This window comes from Pseudoalteromonas sp. OF5H-5 (genome assembly GCF_021530695.1).
In the GTDB taxonomy this organism is placed as follows: Bacteria; Pseudomonadota; Gammaproteobacteria; order Enterobacterales; family Alteromonadaceae; genus Pseudoalteromonas.
Genome location: NZ_JAKGBF010000016.1, coordinates 19,861 through 38,519, shown reverse-complemented (window position 1 = coordinate 38,519; position 18,659 = coordinate 19,861). Strand labels below are relative to the sequence as shown.

At 44.5% G+C, this 18,659-nt stretch carries 16 protein-coding genes; 7 read left to right on the top strand and 9 right to left on the bottom strand.

All coding sequences use genetic code 11. The features are described from left to right. Positions 1 to 43: 43 nt before the first annotated feature. Positions 44 to 619 carry a hypothetical protein gene (locus L1271_RS19860; RefSeq protein WP_174170825.1) on the bottom strand — a complete coding sequence of 192 codons (576 nt, stop codon included), beginning with the start codon at positions 617 to 619 and terminating at the stop codon, positions 44 to 46. 129 nt (positions 620 to 748) lie between these two features. Here L1271_RS19860 and L1271_RS19855 point away from each other — a divergent pair, with 129 nt between their 5' ends. Further along, positions 749 to 1,594: a LysR family transcriptional regulator gene (locus tag L1271_RS19855; protein ID WP_010370532.1), complete on the top strand. Its 846-nt coding sequence runs from the start codon at positions 749 to 751 to the stop codon at positions 1,592 to 1,594. A gap of 155 nt (positions 1,595 to 1,749) precedes the next feature. Here the strand turns inward: L1271_RS19855 and L1271_RS19850 are convergent, their stop codons facing one another. The 6 genes from L1271_RS19850 to radA form a co-directional block, all read right to left on the bottom strand. Then, positions 1,750 to 2,919: an FAD-dependent monooxygenase gene (locus L1271_RS19850; RefSeq protein WP_235368616.1), complete on the bottom strand. Its 1,170-nt coding sequence runs from the start codon at positions 2,917 to 2,919 to the stop codon at positions 1,750 to 1,752. A 10-nt stretch (positions 2,920 to 2,929) separates the two neighbouring features. Then, a complete protein-coding gene (gene ubiH / locus L1271_RS19845) occupies positions 2,930 to 4,102 on the bottom strand; it encodes a 2-octaprenyl-6-methoxyphenyl hydroxylase (RefSeq protein ID WP_235368615.1) in 1,173 nt (390 codons plus the stop codon). Positions 4,103 to 4,114: 12 nt separating this feature from the next. After that, positions 4,115 to 5,425 (bottom strand): Xaa-Pro aminopeptidase, encoded by a 1,311-nt coding sequence (pepP, locus tag L1271_RS19840; protein ID WP_235368614.1) that lies wholly within the window; start codon positions 5,423 to 5,425, stop codon positions 4,115 to 4,117. A 2-nt stretch (positions 5,426 to 5,427) separates the two neighbouring features. After that, on the bottom strand, positions 5,428 to 5,991 hold the full coding sequence (locus L1271_RS19835) for a UPF0149 family protein (RefSeq protein ID WP_026000986.1): 564 nt from the start codon (positions 5,989 to 5,991) through the stop codon (positions 5,428 to 5,430). Between the two features lie 196 nt (positions 5,992 to 6,187). Continuing rightward, positions 6,188 to 7,111 (bottom strand): DUF945 family protein, encoded by a 924-nt coding sequence (locus tag L1271_RS19830; protein WP_235368613.1) that lies wholly within the window; start codon positions 7,109 to 7,111, stop codon positions 6,188 to 6,190. A gap of 15 nt (positions 7,112 to 7,126) precedes the next feature. Next, positions 7,127 to 8,497 carry a DNA repair protein RadA gene (radA, locus tag L1271_RS19825; protein ID WP_010370516.1) on the bottom strand — a complete coding sequence of 457 codons (1,371 nt, stop codon included), beginning with the start codon at positions 8,495 to 8,497 and terminating at the stop codon, positions 7,127 to 7,129. A 128-nt stretch (positions 8,498 to 8,625) separates the two neighbouring features. Here radA and L1271_RS19820 point away from each other — a divergent pair, with 128 nt between their 5' ends. Continuing rightward, positions 8,626 to 11,127, top strand: a complete 2,502-nt coding sequence (locus L1271_RS19820; RefSeq protein ID WP_235368612.1) for a PilZ domain-containing protein — start codon at positions 8,626 to 8,628, stop codon at positions 11,125 to 11,127. Between the two features lie 72 nt (positions 11,128 to 11,199). Here the strand turns inward: L1271_RS19820 and ampE are convergent, their stop codons facing one another. Further along, positions 11,200 to 12,051: a beta-lactamase regulator AmpE gene (ampE, locus tag L1271_RS19815; protein ID WP_235368611.1), complete on the bottom strand. Its 852-nt coding sequence runs from the start codon at positions 12,049 to 12,051 to the stop codon at positions 11,200 to 11,202. Positions 12,052 to 12,057: 6 nt separating this feature from the next. Continuing rightward, a complete protein-coding gene (gene ampD / locus L1271_RS19810; protein WP_211859336.1) occupies positions 12,058 to 12,600 on the bottom strand; it encodes a 1,6-anhydro-N-acetylmuramyl-L-alanine amidase AmpD in 543 nt (180 codons plus the stop codon). 1,132 nt (positions 12,601 to 13,732) lie between these two features. Between ampD and nadC the strand changes: the two genes are divergently transcribed. From nadC to coaE, 5 genes are all read left to right on the top strand, one after another. Further along, complete coding sequence (gene nadC, locus L1271_RS19805; RefSeq protein WP_235368650.1) at positions 13,733 to 14,575, top strand: carboxylating nicotinate-nucleotide diphosphorylase; 843 nt, start codon at positions 13,733 to 13,735, stop codon at positions 14,573 to 14,575. A 669-nt stretch (positions 14,576 to 15,244) separates the two neighbouring features. After that, positions 15,245 to 15,703 (top strand): pilin, encoded by a 459-nt coding sequence (locus L1271_RS19795; RefSeq protein WP_130126778.1) that lies wholly within the window; start codon positions 15,245 to 15,247, stop codon positions 15,701 to 15,703. Between the two features lie 61 nt (positions 15,704 to 15,764). Then, positions 15,765 to 16,994, top strand: coding sequence for a type II secretion system F family protein (locus tag L1271_RS19790; protein ID WP_235368610.1), 1,230 nt, complete (start codon positions 15,765 to 15,767; stop codon positions 16,992 to 16,994). Between the two features lie 133 nt (positions 16,995 to 17,127). Further along, on the top strand, positions 17,128 to 18,006 hold the full coding sequence (locus tag L1271_RS19785) for a prepilin peptidase (protein ID WP_235368609.1): 879 nt from the start codon (positions 17,128 to 17,130) through the stop codon (positions 18,004 to 18,006). A gap of 9 nt (positions 18,007 to 18,015) precedes the next feature. Beyond that, positions 18,016 to 18,645, top strand: coding sequence for a dephospho-CoA kinase (gene coaE, locus L1271_RS19780; RefSeq protein WP_235368608.1), 630 nt, complete (start codon positions 18,016 to 18,018; stop codon positions 18,643 to 18,645). Positions 18,646 to 18,659 lie beyond the last annotated feature (14 nt).

Genomic DNA, 18,659 nt, shown 5'->3' with positions numbered 1-18,659 from the left:
TGAGGGGGTTATTGTTATCGCGCTTACGATAACTGCACGGAATTTATGAAACGAGTTTAAAACCAGCGTCAGTGAGCGTCGTTTGCCACTTATCTAACACAGCAGCTTGCGCAATCAACTGATACTGTTGCTGTTCGTCCACCAGCAAGGTCGTAATAAATACTTCACCGCTTTGCTTGCCATAGCAGGCATTTTTATCTGAGATCCTAAGGCCTGGCGTTAACGTAAAGTCACTGACTAAACGCTCAAACGCAAGCTCACCGCTTATGGTGGCGGCAACTAAATCATGACGGCGAACCAGTTCAATATCAAACTCGTCGGCATGGCTATCAATCAGTGTTGCCAGCTCAGCGGCTGCACTTTCACTTGCAACAAAACGGTAAGCCGTTTCACTAAAATAGTACACGGCGAAATTTTCGCCACTGTCTAGTTTGCCTTGAAAACCTAAGCCCGGTGCCATTAACTTATTCAAGTTAAGTGCAAGAATTTGGCTTAAGAAAGGCGTGGTCTCAAAGCCGCTGAAATCAAGTACAACAACAGCATCAGTTGGCATGTAATGGTTTTGCGCCGGAACACTGCCCTGACGGTGCTTAGCAAAGATAATTGGCGTGACACTCATGGCACTACCTTAGTGAAATTTCGATGAGCAAAAGTATAAGGATGCGCAAACTCAACAACAAATTGTATTTACTTATCAATTGATAAATAATATTAATGTACTTAGGTTTTATAAATTGCATTTCCTTATATGAAAAACTTATCAATTGATGGATTAAGAACGCTGGTCACTGTGGTTGATGTCGGTGGCTTTGCCAAGGCGGGTGAGTTGCTTGGCTTATCTCAGCCAGCTGTTAGCTTGCAAATCAAACGTTTAGAAGACATGCTAGGTTGCAAGCTGTTTAAAAAGCAGGGCCAAAGACAGGTATTGAATCAATATGGTGAGCTACTTTTGCCCCTAGCCAAACAAATGTTGCAGCAGAACGATGCAATTATTCAACAATTTACCTCTGAGAGTGTGACAGGCCGAGTGCGTTTGGGCATTCCCAGCGAATTTGCAGCGAGGATCTTACCCTCGATTATTGGCGATTTCGTTTCTTTATATCCTGATGTGGCGCTGGAGGTTAAATCAAGATTAAGTAAACACTTACTTTCTGTAGTAAGGCAAGACCAGTTTGATTTGGTGCTAGCGCTTAATGAAGAGCTTAGCTCATCCAAGTACCCGGTGTTTATGCAAGACCAACTGGTCTGGGTTGGCGATTTATCGCTTGCGCAGCATTCGGTTGTCACTTTAGTCACCGCGCCGGAGGGCTGTATTTATCGCCGCCGCGCTATCGAGGCGCTGCAGCAAGCTGGATTACAATACCGTATCGTATATAGCAACGCCGACTTAACTGGCCTTACCGCCGCTTTAAAAGAGGGACTCGGGATCACTGTGCTAGCCAAAAGCACCGTGCCAGCAGAGCTGCCTTATCAGACCCAAACCCAAATATTACCCGAACTCGGTCAAATCGGTATCAGCCTTGTCAAAAACACCCAAGAATCCGCCCACGCCGTAGATAAACTCGCTGAGTTTATCGCATTGAGGTTAGGTTAAAAGATCGCGGGGTGAACCCGCTCCTACCAACGATATAAAACCTTTGTGGGAGGTCCTTTACGCGACGATGCTGATTTAAGAAAAGATCGCGATGTAAAATCGCTCCTACCAGCAATATAAAACCTCTGTGGGATCCGCTTTACGCGGCGATCTTTTTATTTACCGCCTATCGCTTCTTTGGCGAACAGGTGTTTGATTGGGCCGAGGTTGTCGACCAAACTCAGGCCTACGCCACGTACTAGCTTTTTAAACGGGTGATTGCCTTCAAACAGCTCTTTAAGTCCTTGCATCATGGCAATATGCTTTTGAGCATCTGCTTTTCTGCTGCGCTCATATTGGCGCAGTATCCGTGTGCTGGCAAATTGCTCTTGCGGTGCTGATAACAAGGTGATCAAATAGGCAGCGTCTTTTAGCCCTAAATTCATGCCAAGACCTGCAAGCGGGTGAATGGTATGTGCCGCGTCGCCCATTAAAACGATGCGCCCTTGCCCCCATTGTTTTGCATAGCGCATGGTCAATGGAAAAACATGTCTTTCGCTAATCAATTCACACACGCCGCACTGCATATCAATTGCAGCACTCAACGCTTTATTAAACGCCTCTATCGGCATGGCTTGTAGCTGCTTTGCTTTATCCGGTGCGGTAGACCATACAATTGAATGGGTATATGGGTCATCAAGCGGCAAAAAGGCCAGCGGTCCATCAGGGAGGAACACTTGTCTTGCCGTTGCATCATGTGGCGCTGCGGTTTTTATCGTTGCAACCAGCGCATGGTGGTCATAATCCCAATACGTGATTGGCATATTAAACTGCTGGCGAATAGCAGAACGTGCGCCATCAGCCGCCACCACTAGCTTCGCCATCACAGGTTCACCAGTAGCCAACGTTAGCAACACATCGGTGTCTGTTTGGTGCAAGCTTTGGTATTTTGTGTTCCACATCAGTTTGGCCGATTGCTGTGCTTCGAGTGCTGTTAACAAGGCATAGCGAATGGCGTCGTTTTCAATGATGTGACCAAGCTCAGGTAAGTCTAACGAGACATTATCAAAGGCAATTTTACCAAAGCTGTCTTTATCGCGTACATCCATACGAGTATATGCTGCGGCGCGCTGCGCTTTAATATCAGACCACACGCCCAAGCGCTCAAATAAAGCCTGACTTGCAGCGCTTATCGCGCTCACGCGTGCGCTGTATTCTTGTGCCAATGGTGTTGGCTTTTCACCACTGTCTAGCACTAATACCGAGATATTTTGCTGCGCAAGCCCTAGCGCCAGCGTTAAACCAACACATCCACCACCAACAATACAAACTTGAACTTGTTGCATGCCAACTCCTTTATCCTTTATATCCCATCAATTGCTTGGCCAGCGGCGCCCTTGCTGTTTTGGACAGCGCCATGGTGAGTAGACCTAAACTACGGCCTAAGGCTAAGGTTCTTGATGAGTTTGAAAATAGTCGAACGAGCGCATCGGTTAATGTCATCACCGTATTAATATCTTGCGCTCGCGCCAGTTGATAAGCACGCGTAAATTGAAAACTTCCCCACTCATCAAGCACGTTCGCCTGACATTGTGAGGTTAGGACTTGAATATCTCGTAGACCTAAATTAAAGCCCTGTCCTGCAATGGGATGAATGGCATGCGCCGCATTGCCAATCACCACCACGCGATGATGAGTGAGTTGCTCTACTCGCCCAAGCACTAGCGGATAGCTTGCTCTCATACCCACTTGCACAAAGCGCCCGGCGCGATAACCAAAGGCTTGCTGCAATGCAGCTAAAAACTCGTGTGCTGTCATCGCTTCAAACTCGCTAAGGTGTTCATTTGGCATACACCACACCAGCGAATAACGATTATCACTCATTGGCAGCAGCGCCATCGGGCCATGTTCGGTAAAACGCTCGAACGCCTGACCACCATGAGCCGTGTCGATTTGCACATTGGCAATCAATGCGCCTTGCTCGTAGCCTATGCTATCAAAGCCGATATTGAGCTTAGCCCGCGTGGGAGATTGCGCGCCATCCGCAACAACCAATAATCGGCTTTGTAATTGCTCACCATTATCGAGGGTCAGTTCAACCTGTTCTGGTTGTTGATGTATATGCGCCACTTGGTTTGGGCAAAACAGTGCAATATCAAGATTGCTCAACTGCTCGTGTAAAAAGCTGCCATAGGGATTGACTTCAACTACATAGCCTAACGCTTTTTGGTTGTAGTCTTCAGGGTTTATCCACGCTTTACCGAAGTGACCTCTGTCTGAAACATTCACTTGTGTGATTGGCTCAACGTACTGCCACTCGGGATTAAATAGATTTAGCTCGCCCAAAAATGCGACCGATTGCGCAGCAAGCGCAATACTACGGTCGTCAAAACTTGGATGCTGCTTACCTTTGGGCGCAAAGGCTTCAATAACCGCAATCTTTGCCTGCGGAGAGACTTTTTTTATGGCGATGGCGGCGCTGGCTCCTGCCATACCACCACCAACCACGACGACATCAAACTGTTGCACGCAAAGTGTCCACTAGTTATTCATTAATGCTTCTATTTCTGCGATGGTTTTTGGCACCAGTACGGTTAAGTTTTCATAGCCTGACTCAGTGACCAACAAATCATCTTCGATACGAATGCCAATTCCTTTATACTCATCAGGAACTTGCGCATCTTCGTCAAAATACAGGCCCGGCTCAATGGTGAGTACCATGCCAGGTTCAAATGGACGATCCGCTTCATCTAACTTGTATTCACCGACATCGTGAACATCAAGACCTAACCAATGACCTAAACCATGCATGTAAAAAGCTTTGCATGCCTGTGCTTCTACGAGTTCATTAACGTCGCCCGCAAGAATGCCTAAATCTACTAGCCCTTGAGTCAATACGGTCATCGCCACTTGATTGGCTTTGACTAATGTACCACCCGGTTTTACTTCACCAAAGGCGGCATTTTGCGCGGCCAATACCAACTCATAAATCTTGCGCTGCGCATCAGTAAACTGGCCGTTTACTGGGAAAGTACGAGTTATATCAGCGGCATAGCCTTCAAGCTCACAACCCGAATCAATCAGTACTAAGTCGCCATCTTGTAGCGCATCACAGTTGTTGGTATAGTGTAAAATCGTCGCATTGATACCGCTGCCAACAATGGTGCCATAGGCTGGGTGACGCGCACCATTCATTGCGTAATGATGATGAATTTCAGCTTCAAGCTGGTATTCCGTTGCGCCCGGCTTGGCAAACTGCATGGCGCGTTTGTGCGCCTCAGCACTGATCCTGCCCGCTTCGCGCATGATGGCGATTTCAGCATCCGACTTAAATAAGCGCATTTCATGGACGAGTGGACGAATATCTTTGATGATCTCAGGGGCGCGATAGCCCTTTTTCGGTGCACCACGCAATGTGCTTAGTAACTGCCAAACCTTATCATCAAAGGCGCTATATGTGCCTTGCCCGTAGAATAATACCTTGCGACCATTCACAAGATTTAATAGCTCGTCGTCTAAGTCACTCAGCGCAAAGGTTTGGTCAAGTTCAAGTTGCGATTTAGCTTGCTCATAGCCCATACGGCGACCATGCCAAATCTCAGCAACCTTATCTTTATTACGACAAAACAGCGTAGACTGCGCATTGCCGTCTCTGTCTTTCGTAAGCACCAAAACCGCATCCGGCTCTTTAAATCCAGTCAGGTAAAAAAAGTCGCTATCTTGGCGAAATGGAAATTCAGTGTCGCGGCTACGGGTTAACTCTACGGCCGCAGGAATAATCGCTACGGCGTTGTTATCTAATGCCGCAATAAGACGCGCACGGCGTGCTACAAACTCGCTGTTTTTTATCATAATTAATGTATCGTCTTTGATGTGCTAACGGACTGGGGCTCTTTACCCATCTCGGCAAAGCATAGTAGTGTAGAAACACGCACATATTCTACCACTTCGAGCAGTGCTTCTTTATCGTCGTTGCTGTCTTCAAAACCAGTATCAAGCTTAGTTATTTCGCTAAAATCGTTAATCACTTCTTTAACATCAGCAGATAACTTACCGTAATCTTTTTGCTTTAAACCAAAGCCCAGTAAAAAGCCTGATACCCAAGCAATCAGTGCATTAGCTTGGTCATGTAACGACTCATCTTCTGGCGGTAAATATAGTTCAAACTGGAACTCGCCGTCGTTGAAGTGCTCGGCAACTTGCTTATATAAATCGATGCAAAATTCTCTAATTGGCGCTGAAAATTTTTGACCGTCGTTGAATACGTCACTCAATAGCCCTAAATACTCTGAATCTTCGATATTCAGACCACAGGCCAATAGCCCAGAAATGGTGCCGTGAACTTCGGCGGGGGCAATAAATAATTCGTGTTTTTCTAATAGCAATTGAGCTTGCTGGTAGTCTTTGAATTCGCTCATAAATACATTCCCAAGCAATTGATACTCCAATGCTACCACCGCAGCCTTTGCAACTCCAACGAATTGTATGATCAACCTCAAGGCTGCTTTAGATTTCACCAATTTGGTAAAACTAATATTGCGAATGAGTGGGCTTATGAGAGATGAAGGGATTTAGGAGCAAGCCCAAAATCCCTTTAACCATGCTGGATTAGCTTTACTTACCGCTCGCGTTGATCTCGATAAGTTCCGACAGTGTTTCTGGATTTTGCGCCATAGCCATAGATAATTGCTGCCCCAGAGCCATCATACTTTGACTTTGTGGTATCGAAACAGATATAGAAAGTGACTCCATTCCATTGGCAAAGTCATTCACAGCCGTTTGAATTTCAGCAGGTAGCATCATCATTTGTAGTTGCTGGGCAACAATCGCCTGAAAGTCAGCCTTGCTCATACCCTGCTGAGCAATTTCAAACTCAAGTAACTGAGGTAAGCTGCCTGCATTGTCAATATTAACAGCCAGCGATTTTAATTCGAGCGATTGCATTGCCGCCATCATTTGCGACTGCACTTGAAGCTCTTGTTCAAGGTTTGGTGTATCACTTTGAATTTTTGATGCCGCTAATGAAGCATCCATAAGGGCCTTACTGTTTCCAAGCGCAGCATTAAAAGAGCTCTTTGCAATGCCTTCTGCAGAAGATGCGAATGTAAACTCGCTGGCGCCAGATGCTTCATCATAAGCGAGACTTGTATTCAAATGGTACGTTGCATTCACCAGCTCCGGCGACATCCCTTGGGTAAACTCTTCAGCTTCTTTTGCTAATTTTAAACCGACTAGGTCAAGCTCGGTATAGGGGCTGATTTTGTCTTGCTCGTAACCCACAATATTTAACTTCTCAATGGTAAATATGGGAATATTTTCATCGACTTGTGAAATTGTTAGGTCGGTAATTTCTACACCACGGGTAAACAAATCAACAGAGCTGTTTGCAAAACTCACCGTAAGGCCACTGTCTTGTTCGAAGTTTTCTATTTGCTTGGTGATTTCTTGCTTCACTTGCTCATTTACATAATAGTTGGCGCCAACATACCCTGCGCCCGCGAGTACCACAACGGCAACTGCTAATGTGGACTTATTCATATTTCACTCCATTATTTAAAAAAGTGCCTCAAGCGCTTCGCTGAGGCTAGAGACGGCAACAATTTCCATCCCTTCAATATTTTCTTTTGGTTTATTTGCTTTTGGTACAATTGCTCTTGTAAATCCATGCTTAGATGCTTCACGCAATCGCTCTTGCCCACTTGGCACCGGGCGGATCTCACCTCCTAACCCCACCTCACCAAATACCACCAGCTGCCTGTCTAAGGTTTGGTTTTTAAAGCTTGAAACCAGTGCGGCTATCAAGGCTAAATCAGCACTGGTTTCGGTCACTTTGACACCGCCTACGACGTTTACAAACACATCTTGATCCGACACCTGCAAACCGCCGTGACGATGCAATACCGCAAGTAACATGGCTAAACGATTTTGTTCCAAACCAACAGTGACGCGACGCGGGTTGGCGAGCTGTGAATAGTCGACTAGCGCTTGAACTTCCACAAGGAGTGGCCGCGTGCCTTCCCAAATAACCATAACTAATGAGCCTGGTGTTTGCGCTTCACCACGATTTAAGAAAATGGCCGAAGGATTGTTTACTTCCTTTAGACCTTGGCTTGTCATCGCAAACACACCCAACTCGTTTACAGCACCAAAACGGTTTTTATTGCCACGCAATGTTCTAAAGCGGCTGTCGGCACTGCCTTCCAGTAAAATAGAGCAGTCAATACAATGCTCCAGCACCTTAGGGCCGGCAAGTGTGCCGTCTTTAGTTACGTGTCCCACCATGATAATGGCGACCTGATTGGTTTTGGCAAAACGCGTCAAATAGGCCGCGCTTTCACGTACTTGAGAAACCGACCCCGGTGCAGATTGAATATCACTCATATGCATTACTTGAATCGAATCGATGACCATAATGCTTGGTTTTTCACGAAGTGCGAGCTGGCAAATCGTCTCAACATTGGTTTCTGCGAGTGTTTTTAACTTATTTGTAGGCAGCCCCAATCGTGTCGCACGCATGGCAACTTGTTGCAGCGACTCTTCACCGGTGACATACAAAGTGTTCATGGTTTCGGCTAGGCGACACATGGTTTGCAGCAGCACCGTACTCTTACCAGCGCCGGGGCTACCACCGATTAATATTGCACTTCCCGGTACAACTCCACCACCAAGGACACGGTCAAACTCTTTAAAGCCAGTTGAAAATCGCGGTAACTGCTCTAGGTTAACTTCATCTAAGGTTTGTACTTTAGCTTCAACAAGGCCGGCATAGCCTGACGTTGAACCGCCTTGAGGGACCGATTTTGCTGACGGAACGCGAAACTCCGTTACGGTATTCCATGCCTTACACTCCGAGCATTGGCCTTGCCAACGCGCGAATTCGGCACCACAATCGCTACATACAAATGCTGTTTTCTTTTTTGCCATAAATTACAGGTATATATCTTGCTTAAACACAATAATAGGTTAAGAATAAACTAATAAAGCGCCAATGTTGACATAATATTGGCGGTGACCCAACTGGTCACATAAAATGAGCGCGTGTAAAACTGTTTATGCCTGAAGATAGATTACAAAAATATCAAAGCTTAATTGAGGATTTAAAACTGGATCTTGGCGATCCGGCTTTTGATCGCATATTTAAGCAACGTACTGCGGACCTGTCCAAGCCGGACCAATTTCTATTAAAAATGGAAATGTCGCGGCTATCTCAGCCCGTGGCACGATTTATTGACCTCAGAGGACAAGTCGCAGGTCAAGTTAAGCCTTATGAATATGAAGGCAAACAGCATTTTATGGATGACTTGGCCATTGAGGTATTCGAGCGAGAAGTCGCTAAACACGGGGGTTATACCCTTGCAGTTTACGAATCCGTAATGAGTACCGACAATAATTATAAGGTCATGCAAAAGCAGGCCCAAGCACGCGAAGAAGAGGTAGAAAAGGACGCGGTCAATCATAACTACACTAAACTCGTTCGTTTCGCGTCATACGAAAGTCGCTCTGAAGAGCGCATGAATTACTCCATTAAGATCACAGTGGAACTGGCAAAAAATCGTCCTAAGGTTTCCGCTACTACCTCCGATATTTCCCTCAGCGGCGCTAAAATAAAATTACCGACCAATCAGCAAGTAGATCCCGGACAAATCATTTCGATCCGCTTGGTGGGTCTCGAGCAAGACTTTGAACTTGGCTTGAAAGAAGGTATTCAGTATGAAGTCGTCGCCGTAGAACCGGGTACGATTGAATATAATCAAGTTCGCTTAAAACGTACATTTATCGAGAAAAACCAAGGGTTTGATGACTTTTTAAATAGCTTTATTCACGGTAATAAGCGCCGTTATAAAATAAATCTCGACAACACTCTGGACGCCGTTGTTTGTAAGGGCTATGAGCAATACTATCTACCACGGGTCTGCTCTTTGTTTGTTTTCATCAGTGAGAAACAAAAACAACTTTATCCAAGCATGGTGCTTACCAACGAAAATAACGCTTACATCAATTACTACTTTGAAGACGAAAGAAAGCAATCAAGCCTATATTCCGTCTTCAACCAAAAACGAATGCAGCGACTGCTAACGCTTTGTGGCGCGGTAAAAGAAGCGGTATGCCATGTGTTTACTCACTCTAGTCAAGGTAAAATGTACTTTTACTCAGCCTTTGACTTTGAGCTGGAAGAAATGCAGCAGCTAAACGATCTGTTTTTTGCCTTTGGCAGCCAAAAAGACAGCTGGCGCACGTTTAAAGTTCAGTTGATGCCAAGTCACCATGAAGACGCCTTTATCCCACTTTCGCTTCCTGCAAGTGCAGGTAAAAATGTCGAAAAGCTAAATAAACGCCCCACGCCAAGGGTGCAAGGCTTTATCCAAGACGTAAAATATCTCATGTTACTGACAGATATCGGAAACCCGTCTATCACTGAGCGATTCCAACGTCTAAGTTATGAACAAAGCTTAGTTAATCAATTAAAGAAGTTCGGTCACGGCAAATCAGCCACCCCCCCGCCACTTGAGGTGGTTGCGTTAGAATACGTTAACTTGCGTGCACACAGGCGCTATCTTTATAAAACCAATGTCGTCGTTCATATTGATGGTCAAGGCACTTTCAACTGCGTTACCCGTGATTTTTCTGTCATGGGTTTACAAATAGAGTGCGGCCAAGAAATGCCGCTTAATAAAGGTGACTCGATACATTTGGACTTAGTTGATTTACAAAAATTGACGAAGCAGCATAATTTAACGAATTTGCGCTATGAAGTGATGATGGTCAATAAAACTAAAACTATCATTAACTTGAAAGTGCAGAAAATAGGTCAACTCGACCATTCTGCCATGGGGTTCTTTAAAGCCCTTATTGAGAGTAATAAAGACAAGCTAGTTGCTTGTGATGAAGCACCAAAGGTACCGGGACTATCACTTGCACTGCGTAACATGGTGACTAAATCCGTTTGTCAGTTTCCACTTTATTTACACAAAGAGACCTCACATAATGCGGTGGGAGCAATTGGACAGGGGCTTTACCCGACATCCCTTCACCACTTATTGCATTCGTTTAGTGATAATGACGATAACACTTTGGACGCCAAAGCGATTTTCCCCGAGCGCTTCGTCGAAGAAAAGCTAACAGAAATTCTAAAGGCGAAATCGCGACAAGATAAACCGCTTAAATACTTGGTGTTTATTAAGTTCAATCCAAACCAAACCAATCAACATGAGGCGGTTGGTGCGCAAGTTATCGCTCATGATGAGTCTATTGACAGTTTGTACTTGTATGCTAAAAAAGCACTGCGCAACGACTTACTCTTCGTCTATCAGCTCTATGTATCAAAAACCGGCCGCCCAGATATGGATTATCTCGCGAATGAGCTGCGCTATGTAAGCCACTATGCAATCCACAAAGCAAAAGACCTAGAAGAAGCGCTTTGGTCAGTAACTGGGGTGTGTGATTTGATAGACGTTACGGATTATGTGATTCGGAATATGGGCTTTGATGCGCCGCTTGTTACCAAAATGGAAGAGCAGAAAAAACGCTGGTTAGAGACCAACTTTAAACACTGATTTCAAATGCTCCCTATACGCTTACGGTATATGGAGCATTGTTATAAAGGTAGGTGTGATTTGCAGCTAGGGCTACTCCACCCAACCAAATAAGGTTAATACAGCAATAATCACGAGATAAAACAAAATATTGCGCTTCACGAGGCGCATCATACAGCTTGCTTCAAAGGTACAACCTAAAAACTGCTGTTCAATTTGCTCAGCCGCAAGTGCAGTGCTTGTGACGATTTGACGATTTGTGGTTTTAAAATCTAGCACATATTTCAACCAACTTGATGTACCTTTACTAAAGTTACCAATGATCAAAAAACCAAAGCTTGCGATCCGTGCCGGAAGCCAATTTAGCCAATAAAATAACCGGCAAAACTGCTCAAACACATGCTGTAGCGGCGGGCTTTCTTGCTCATGATGCCAATGCACAATTTGCCTTACCATCGCATATAGCACAGCACCCGGTGCGCCCAACGCCACAAACCAAAAAATAACTCCGCAGTAATGTTGAAAGTTGATCCACGAAAGCGTCTGACCAAACGTCTCGCCGCCTGGCTCATCTTCTAATTTGTCTTGCCCCATTTGTAACGCATAAAGCGTAGCCGCTTCGTTATCACCTCTGGTCAGCGCATTCAAATAGCCTTTATAAAGCTTGCGATATTTTGCACAGCCAAAACAGACTAAGAGCACACAGATATTGATTGCAAACTGCCAAAACACAAAGTCACTTAGGCTGTAAATAAAAGCAACAACCAATGCAGGGATAACTAACCAAAGCATCACACCGAAATGCGAACCCAACATGGCATTTGGCTGAGTCCAAGATTTGGTTTTCGCGTAGTAACTTTGCAGGTAATGGTCGACTTGCCAGTAGTTCGCCCGCGCGCCAAGTCGTTCAATAATAAGCGCGATGATGATAGAAATTAAGATCATGCTTGCCTAGCTCTCTTGGTTATTTAACAAGGTAAAATAATGCTGCCAATCAAATGCAGCCCCTGGATCTGTCTTTCTTCCAGGAGCAATATCATTGTGCCCTACAATACGATCATTCGTCAGCTTTGGATAGTGCTGCTGCAGCCAACGCGTTGTTTTTACTAAACTCGCATATTGTGCTTCGGTATATGGCGTGGTGTCTGTGCCCTCCATTTCAATACCAATTGCAAAGTCATTACAACGCGTTCGACCTTGCCACTCAGACACTCCCGCATGCCAAGCCCGTTCAATGAAGGGAACGTATTGGGTGATGCTACCGTCACGACGTATAACGCAGTGCGCCGACACTCTTACTCCCTCTAAGTCAGAAAAAGTTGGATGTGCGCCGCAGTCCAGCGTGCCCATAAATAAGTCTTCCACGTACGGCGTGCCAAAGCACCCTGCGGGCAACGAGATATTATGGATCACCAGTAAATCTATCTCACACGCTTGCGGTCTTTCATCGTAATGGGGGGATTGCTTGTGTTTAGCAAAAGGTAGCCAATTCAAAGTATTAGTTCCAAGCCTTGGTTTGCATTCGATTATAAAGACAAAATAAGACAAAAGGTAGGGATGGGTTTATGTGTAATGTAACAATAGTACCGCGACATAAAAGACATAATAGTTTGATATCAAATTGCAGCTGGCAAACAATAACCGTAACAGCGGGTTTCCCCCGCAACCTCCGTTTTAGCCATCAACTCATTCTCTACAAACAAGCCTTTGCATTTCAAACACACCGTCGCGACATAAAGTCGCTGCTACGAAAATACATATTGGCTTCGACGTAAATTCACAGTAAGCAACACATACCCGTTCGACATCAAATCACAGCAAACAACGCATACACGTAGCAGCGGGTTTACCCCGCGACCTCCGTTTTAACCATCAACTCATTCTTTATAAACAAGGCTTTGCATTTCAAATACTCTGTCGCGACATAAAGTCGCTGCTACAAAAATACATATTGGTTTTCGACATAAAGTCACAGTAAGCAACACATACCCGTTCGACATCAAATCACAGCAAGCAACGCATACACGTAGCAGCGGGTTTACCCCGCGACTTCAGTTTTAGCCCTCAACTCATTTTTTACAAACAAGGCTTCGCATTTCAAACACACCGTCGCGACATAAAGTCGCTGCTACGAAAACACACATTGGTTTCGACATAAAGTCACAGCAAGCAATGCATACACGTAGCAGCGGGTTTACCCCGCGACCTCCGTTTTAGCAGTCAACTCACTCCCTTCAAACACGGCTTTGCACCTTAAATCAAACACACCGTCGCGACATAAAGTCGCTGCTACGAAAACACACAAGGGCTCAACAGCAAACCACAACAAGCAACACATACACGTAGCAGCGGGTTTACCCCGCGACCTCCGTTTTGGCCATCAACTCATTCTTTACAAACAAAGCTTTGTATTTCAAATACTCTGTCGCGACATAAAGTCGCTGCTACGAAAACACACAAGGGCTCGATATCAAGTCACAGCAAACAACACCTAACCGTAGCAGCGGGTTTACCCCGCGAAATAAAAGCCACCCCGCCAAATATCGTGAATTTTTCTCCATCAATTGTACTCCTAGGCAAACGCGCGTAAAATTCGGCCATTGCAGAAAAAATGAAAAGACAACCTATGATTGACCAAAACCTTATCAGCCAATTGGTAAAGCAGGCACTAGACGAAGACCTTAATTATCAAACACCAAACGAAGGTGATATTACCGCAGCCCTTATCCCAGAAACGCAGCAAGCAAATGCCTATGTGATCACAAGGGAAGATTGTGTGTTCGTTGGCAAGGCGTTAATCGAAGAAGTTTTTCAGCAGGTCGACCCAAGTGTTAGCGTCAACGTACTTGTGAACGACGGCGATTTTGTTGCCGCCAACACTCGCTTGTTTACCGCAAGCGGCTCAGCCAGAGCAATTCTAACCGCTGAGCGCACGGCGCTTAACTTTATACAGACACTTTCGGGTACGGCAACCACCACAGCAAAATATGTTGAGGTGTTAAGTGGTACGCAAACTAAACTGCTAGATACACGTAAAACCATCCCAGGATTAAGAGCGCTACAAAAATACGCCGTTAAATGTGGCGGTGGTAAAAATCACAGAATTGGCCTCTTCGACGCGTATCTTATTAAAGAAAACCACATTGCCGCCTGTGGCAGTATCGCCAAAGCCGTTGCGACTGCACGTAATAACCACCCAGACAAACCGGTGGAAGTTGAAGTAGAAAACCTAGGCGAATTACAACAAGCCTTAGATGCTGGCAGCGATATTATTATGCTGGACAACTTCAGTGTAAGTGAAATTCAACAAGCGGTTGAAATCACGCAAGGTAAAGCTAAGCTAGAAGTCTCTGGTAATATGACCATTGAAATTTTGACGACTTACGCACAAGCCGGTGTTGATTTTATTTCAAGCGGCGCACTGACCAAGCATGTACAAAGCATCGACCTGTCGATGCGCTTTGAATAGTGTAAAGTGCTAGACAACTACCTCCCCTTCTTATACATACAAAAGGGCTTTGATTAAGCCCTTTTGTTTTTCTGTGTTGTTTAATGTGGCATTCAAGCTATCAATGCGACACTGCCAGTAATGGCTCAACTTTCCGTAGCTAGTCTTATTTAACAACAAAATCGCTACCATAAACTGAGTGTTCTGCCCTTTCTCGTAATCCTCCGTAATAGATAAAGTTTTCTATTTCGTTGACAAACCTACTTAAAACCCGTTAAATACGACAAAAGAACTAGAGTGTAACAAGATCTTAATGTTCAGTAACGATTAATTCCGTTCGTTTTTTGAACCGATATTCGGAAAGCTTGCGCTATCGCAAGAGAATCAATAATTTATTATTAAAATTTGATTGTAGGCATCAGTGTTTACTATTAAAGTAAATGTTAATTGTGATCGCTGAAACTAAATCGGTGCTACACTCTTAGTTGATTAGGGACCGGTCACAAATTTAACGGGCCTAGCTTGTAGGAACTTGAAGCCATCTACTGGTTTCATCCTTTGGTCACCGTTAAGTAAATTTGAGCACACCAGTTTGTTGATTCGATGGATTGGTAATTATTGCAAAGGTTTTAATAAACGCTTAACTTAAACCTATTATGGTTAAGTCACTTAAAATTTAGGAGACACATCATGACTCAAAAACAACAGGGTGGTTTTACCCTAATCGAACTAATGATTGTTATCGCAATCATCGGTATTCTTGCAGCTATTGCTTTACCTGCTTACACTGATTATGTGAACCGTGCGAAAGCTTCAGAATTACTGGCTGCAACTAGTATGCCGAAAGCATGTATTGAAGAAAGGGCACAGTTAGGCACAGCACCAACTTCATGCTCTACAGGAGATGCTGCATCTCAATATGTCTCCGCAACGGCGGTAGATTCAGGAGGAGCGATTACGGTTACGGGTCAAGGTGATATGTCAGGTATTTCTCTAGTCCTAACACCATTGACCGCTGCAGATACCCCAGCTGACTCAGATTCATTTGCTACATCTTTTAGTGTATTTGGGTGGCGCTGTACAGCTACTGTTGATGCCGCAAACAAACTAAATTGGTTACCAGGTACTTGTACTGGAACAGTTTCTTAATATCTGTTATAGCGAGGTATAGCTAGACTTTTAAAGCTATACCTTCTTTAATTCTAATGAAATGAAATCAAAAAAAAACGAATCAAACCTTGATACCTTTATTTGGGCTGGCTTTAATAGTCGAGGTAAAAAGCTCAATGGCGAAATGACTGGACAGAGCGTGGCTCTAGTTAAAGCCCAATTACGTAAACAAGGAATCACACCTTCCAAAGTTAAGCGAAAACCAAAACCCCTCTTTGGGTTTTCTGGAACACAAAAAATTAAATCTGTAGATATAGCTACTACAACTCGACAGATAGCAACTATGCTAATGGCTGGTGTTTCTTTGGTACAAACATTGGATATGCTTGCTCGAGGAATCAAAAATAAAAGCTTATCTAAGCTGATTGCTCATATCGCAGATGAAGTAAAGGCAGGCCAGCCCCTTGCTAAATCTTTAAGGGCTTATCCGAGGTATTTTGATGAACTTTATTGTGATCTTGTCCATTCAGGTGAACAGTCTGGTGCACTTGATACCATATTTGACCGCATCGCACTCTATAAAGAAAAAACAGAAGCGTTAAAGTCTAAAATCAAAAAGGCGCTGTTTTATCCAATTGCTGTGATTGTTGTCGCGCTAATTGTTACTTCAATATTATTGATATTTGTTGTACCGCAATTCCAAGATATTTTTGCCGGTTTTGGTGCCGAACTCCCCGCCTTTACGTTGATGGTTATCGCGATTTCCGAATTTATGCAGGAATATTGGTGGGTATTTATACTCGGTATTGGCCTTTTTGGTTATACCTATAAAGAAATGCTTATTCGCAGCGCTGCGGTAAAGCATTTTAACGACCGTATGGTTTTACGTATTCCTGTGATTGGCGAGATCCTGAAAAAAGCGGCGGTGGCGCGTTATGCCCGTACGCTTTCTACCACCTTTGCTGCAGGTGTACCGCTTGGCGATGCGCTCGATTCTGCCGCAGGAGCTTCTGGTAATATAATCTATAAAAATGCAATTAAAGAAATTAAAGCAGAGGTCAACTCGGGTAACCAAATGCACTGGGCAATGCATAACACCAAAGTCTTCCCAGATATGGTGGTGCAAATGGTGTCTATTGGTGAAGAATCGGGCTCTCTAGATGGTATGCTAGCAAAAGTTGCGAACATTTATGAGCAAGAAGTCGATGATGCGGTAGATGGCCTTTCTAGCCTATTAGAACCACTCATTATGGTGGTACTCGGCGTCCTGATCGGTGGCCTTATTATTGCCATGTATTTACCGATATTCCAACTTGGCTCTGTTATTTAATTTTGTTCACAAAATTACACTATTTAGAGGTACAGTGCTGTGCCTCTAAATAGTGCTGTGTGGTAAACTGCAAAAACCTATACCGAGCATGCCTCGGTAATTTAAACAAAAAATATAAGCAAGCGCCCAACTTATGCAAGATATTATCAACTTGATGCAAACCCAGTTATGGTATTGGTTACTCACCGTAGGACTCGTCAGTCTTTGCATCGGTAGCTTTCTCAATGTGGTTATTCTTCGCTTACCTAAAATGATGAAGCAGAGCTGGCAATCAGAATGTCGCGTGTTGCTCGCCGATGAGCTACCCAAACAAACCACTGAAGCACCCGTGTTTAATTTAATTAAACCAAATTCTCAATGCCCGAGCTGTAAAACGCCGATTAAAGCGTGGCAAAACATTCCACTGATCAGCTGGCTATTATTAAAAGGCAAATGCAACCACTGCGACGCGTCAATCTCTGTCCGCTATCCTTTGGTGGAGCTAACAACCGCCCTACTCTCCACATGGGTTGCGTGGCATTTTGGTGCCACTTTAGAAGCTACTCTGTACATTTTGATTACTTGGGTGTTAGTCGCACTTACGGTTATCGATATCGACGAAATGTTGCTGCCCGATCAGTTAACACTACCAACCTTATGGTTAGTACTGGTTACCAGTTGTTTTGGTGTAGGCATCGAGCCCAATGATGCCATCATTGGTGCGGCCATAGGTTATTTGAGTTTATGGAGTGTGTATTGGCTCTTTAAATTACTTACAGGTAAAGAAGGCATGGGCTATGGCGACTTTAAACTGCTAGCCATCTTTGGGGCATTGATGGGCTGGCAAGCAATCTTAACCATAGTGCTACTTTCAAGCCTGGTCGGGGCAATTATTGGTAGCATCCAATTAAGTGTTCAAGGCAGAGATAAAGCCACCCCAATCCCATTTGGCCCTTACTTAGCCATCGCAGGCTGGATCACCCTAATGTACGGCGAGCAGCTGCAGCTGTGGTACGTAAACTTAATAATGTAAAGTAAGACAATGCTAAAAACGAATAATTGGATTTTAGGGGTGACGGGCGGTATTGGTGCAGGTAAAACGGCCATCACTAACCACTTGCAGCAAAAAGGGATAGTGGTTGTTGACGCCGATATCGTTGCACGAGAAGTAGTCGCACTAGGCAGCACTGGGCTACAAGCAATTACTGATGAGTTTGGCAGTGCCATTTTACAGCCTGACGGCAACTTAGACAGGGCTAAGTTAAGAGCCATTATTTTTGCTGATGCCGATAAAAAACAGTGGCTTAATGAGCTACTTCACCCGCTTATCCGTAATGAAATACTCACGCAGTTAAACGCAGCGCAAAGCGATTACGTGGTTTTAGCGGCGCCCCTGCTGTTCGAAAATGGCTTAGAGCGCTATTGCGACGCCACTTTACTTGTTGATGTCGCCGTTGATACGCAAATCGCAAGAACAACCAGCCGAGATTTGGTAGATGCAGCGCAAGTAAACCGTATTATCGAGTCGCAGTTACCGCGCTCAGATAAACAAGCAAAAGCGGACTACATACTAGACAACGACCGACCGCTACTTGAAAGCCTGCAAGAGACAGATAGATTACACAATGAGTTTATCAATCTAGCAAAAGTGAAAGTAAGACTAAATAATTAGGCTAGACTTGGCTG

Coding starts and splice junctions, on each gene's coding strand:
- pepP (WP_235368614.1), bottom strand. CDS start 5,425: ATGATAAAAAACAGCGAGTTTGTAGCACGCCGTGCGCGTCTTATTGCG.
- L1271_RS19835 (WP_026000986.1), bottom strand. CDS start 5,991: ATGAGCGAATTCAAAGACTACCAGCAAGCTCAATTGCTATTAGAAAAA.
- L1271_RS19795 (WP_130126778.1), top strand. CDS start 15,245: ATGACTCAAAAACAACAGGGTGGTTTTACCCTAATCGAACTAATGATT.
- ampE (WP_235368611.1), bottom strand. CDS start 12,051: ATGATCTTAATTTCTATCATCATCGCGCTTATTATTGAACGACTTGGC.
- nadC (WP_235368650.1), top strand. CDS start 13,733: ATGATTGACCAAAACCTTATCAGCCAATTGGTAAAGCAGGCACTAGAC.
- L1271_RS19855 (WP_010370532.1), top strand. CDS start 749: ATGAAAAACTTATCAATTGATGGATTAAGAACGCTGGTCACTGTGGTT.
- radA (WP_010370516.1), bottom strand. CDS start 8,497: ATGGCAAAAAAGAAAACAGCATTTGTATGTAGCGATTGTGGTGCCGAA.
- L1271_RS19830 (WP_235368613.1), bottom strand. CDS start 7,111: ATGAATAAGTCCACATTAGCAGTTGCCGTTGTGGTACTCGCGGGCGCA.
- L1271_RS19790 (WP_235368610.1), top strand. CDS start 15,765: ATGAAATCAAAAAAAAACGAATCAAACCTTGATACCTTTATTTGGGCT.
- L1271_RS19785 (WP_235368609.1), top strand. CDS start 17,128: ATGCAAGATATTATCAACTTGATGCAAACCCAGTTATGGTATTGGTTA.
- L1271_RS19860 (WP_174170825.1), bottom strand. CDS start 619: ATGAGTGTCACGCCAATTATCTTTGCTAAGCACCGTCAGGGCAGTGTT.
- L1271_RS19850 (WP_235368616.1), bottom strand. CDS start 2,919: ATGCAACAAGTTCAAGTTTGTATTGTTGGTGGTGGATGTGTTGGTTTA.
- L1271_RS19820 (WP_235368612.1), top strand. CDS start 8,626: ATGCCTGAAGATAGATTACAAAAATATCAAAGCTTAATTGAGGATTTA.
- coaE (WP_235368608.1), top strand. CDS start 18,016: ATGCTAAAAACGAATAATTGGATTTTAGGGGTGACGGGCGGTATTGGT.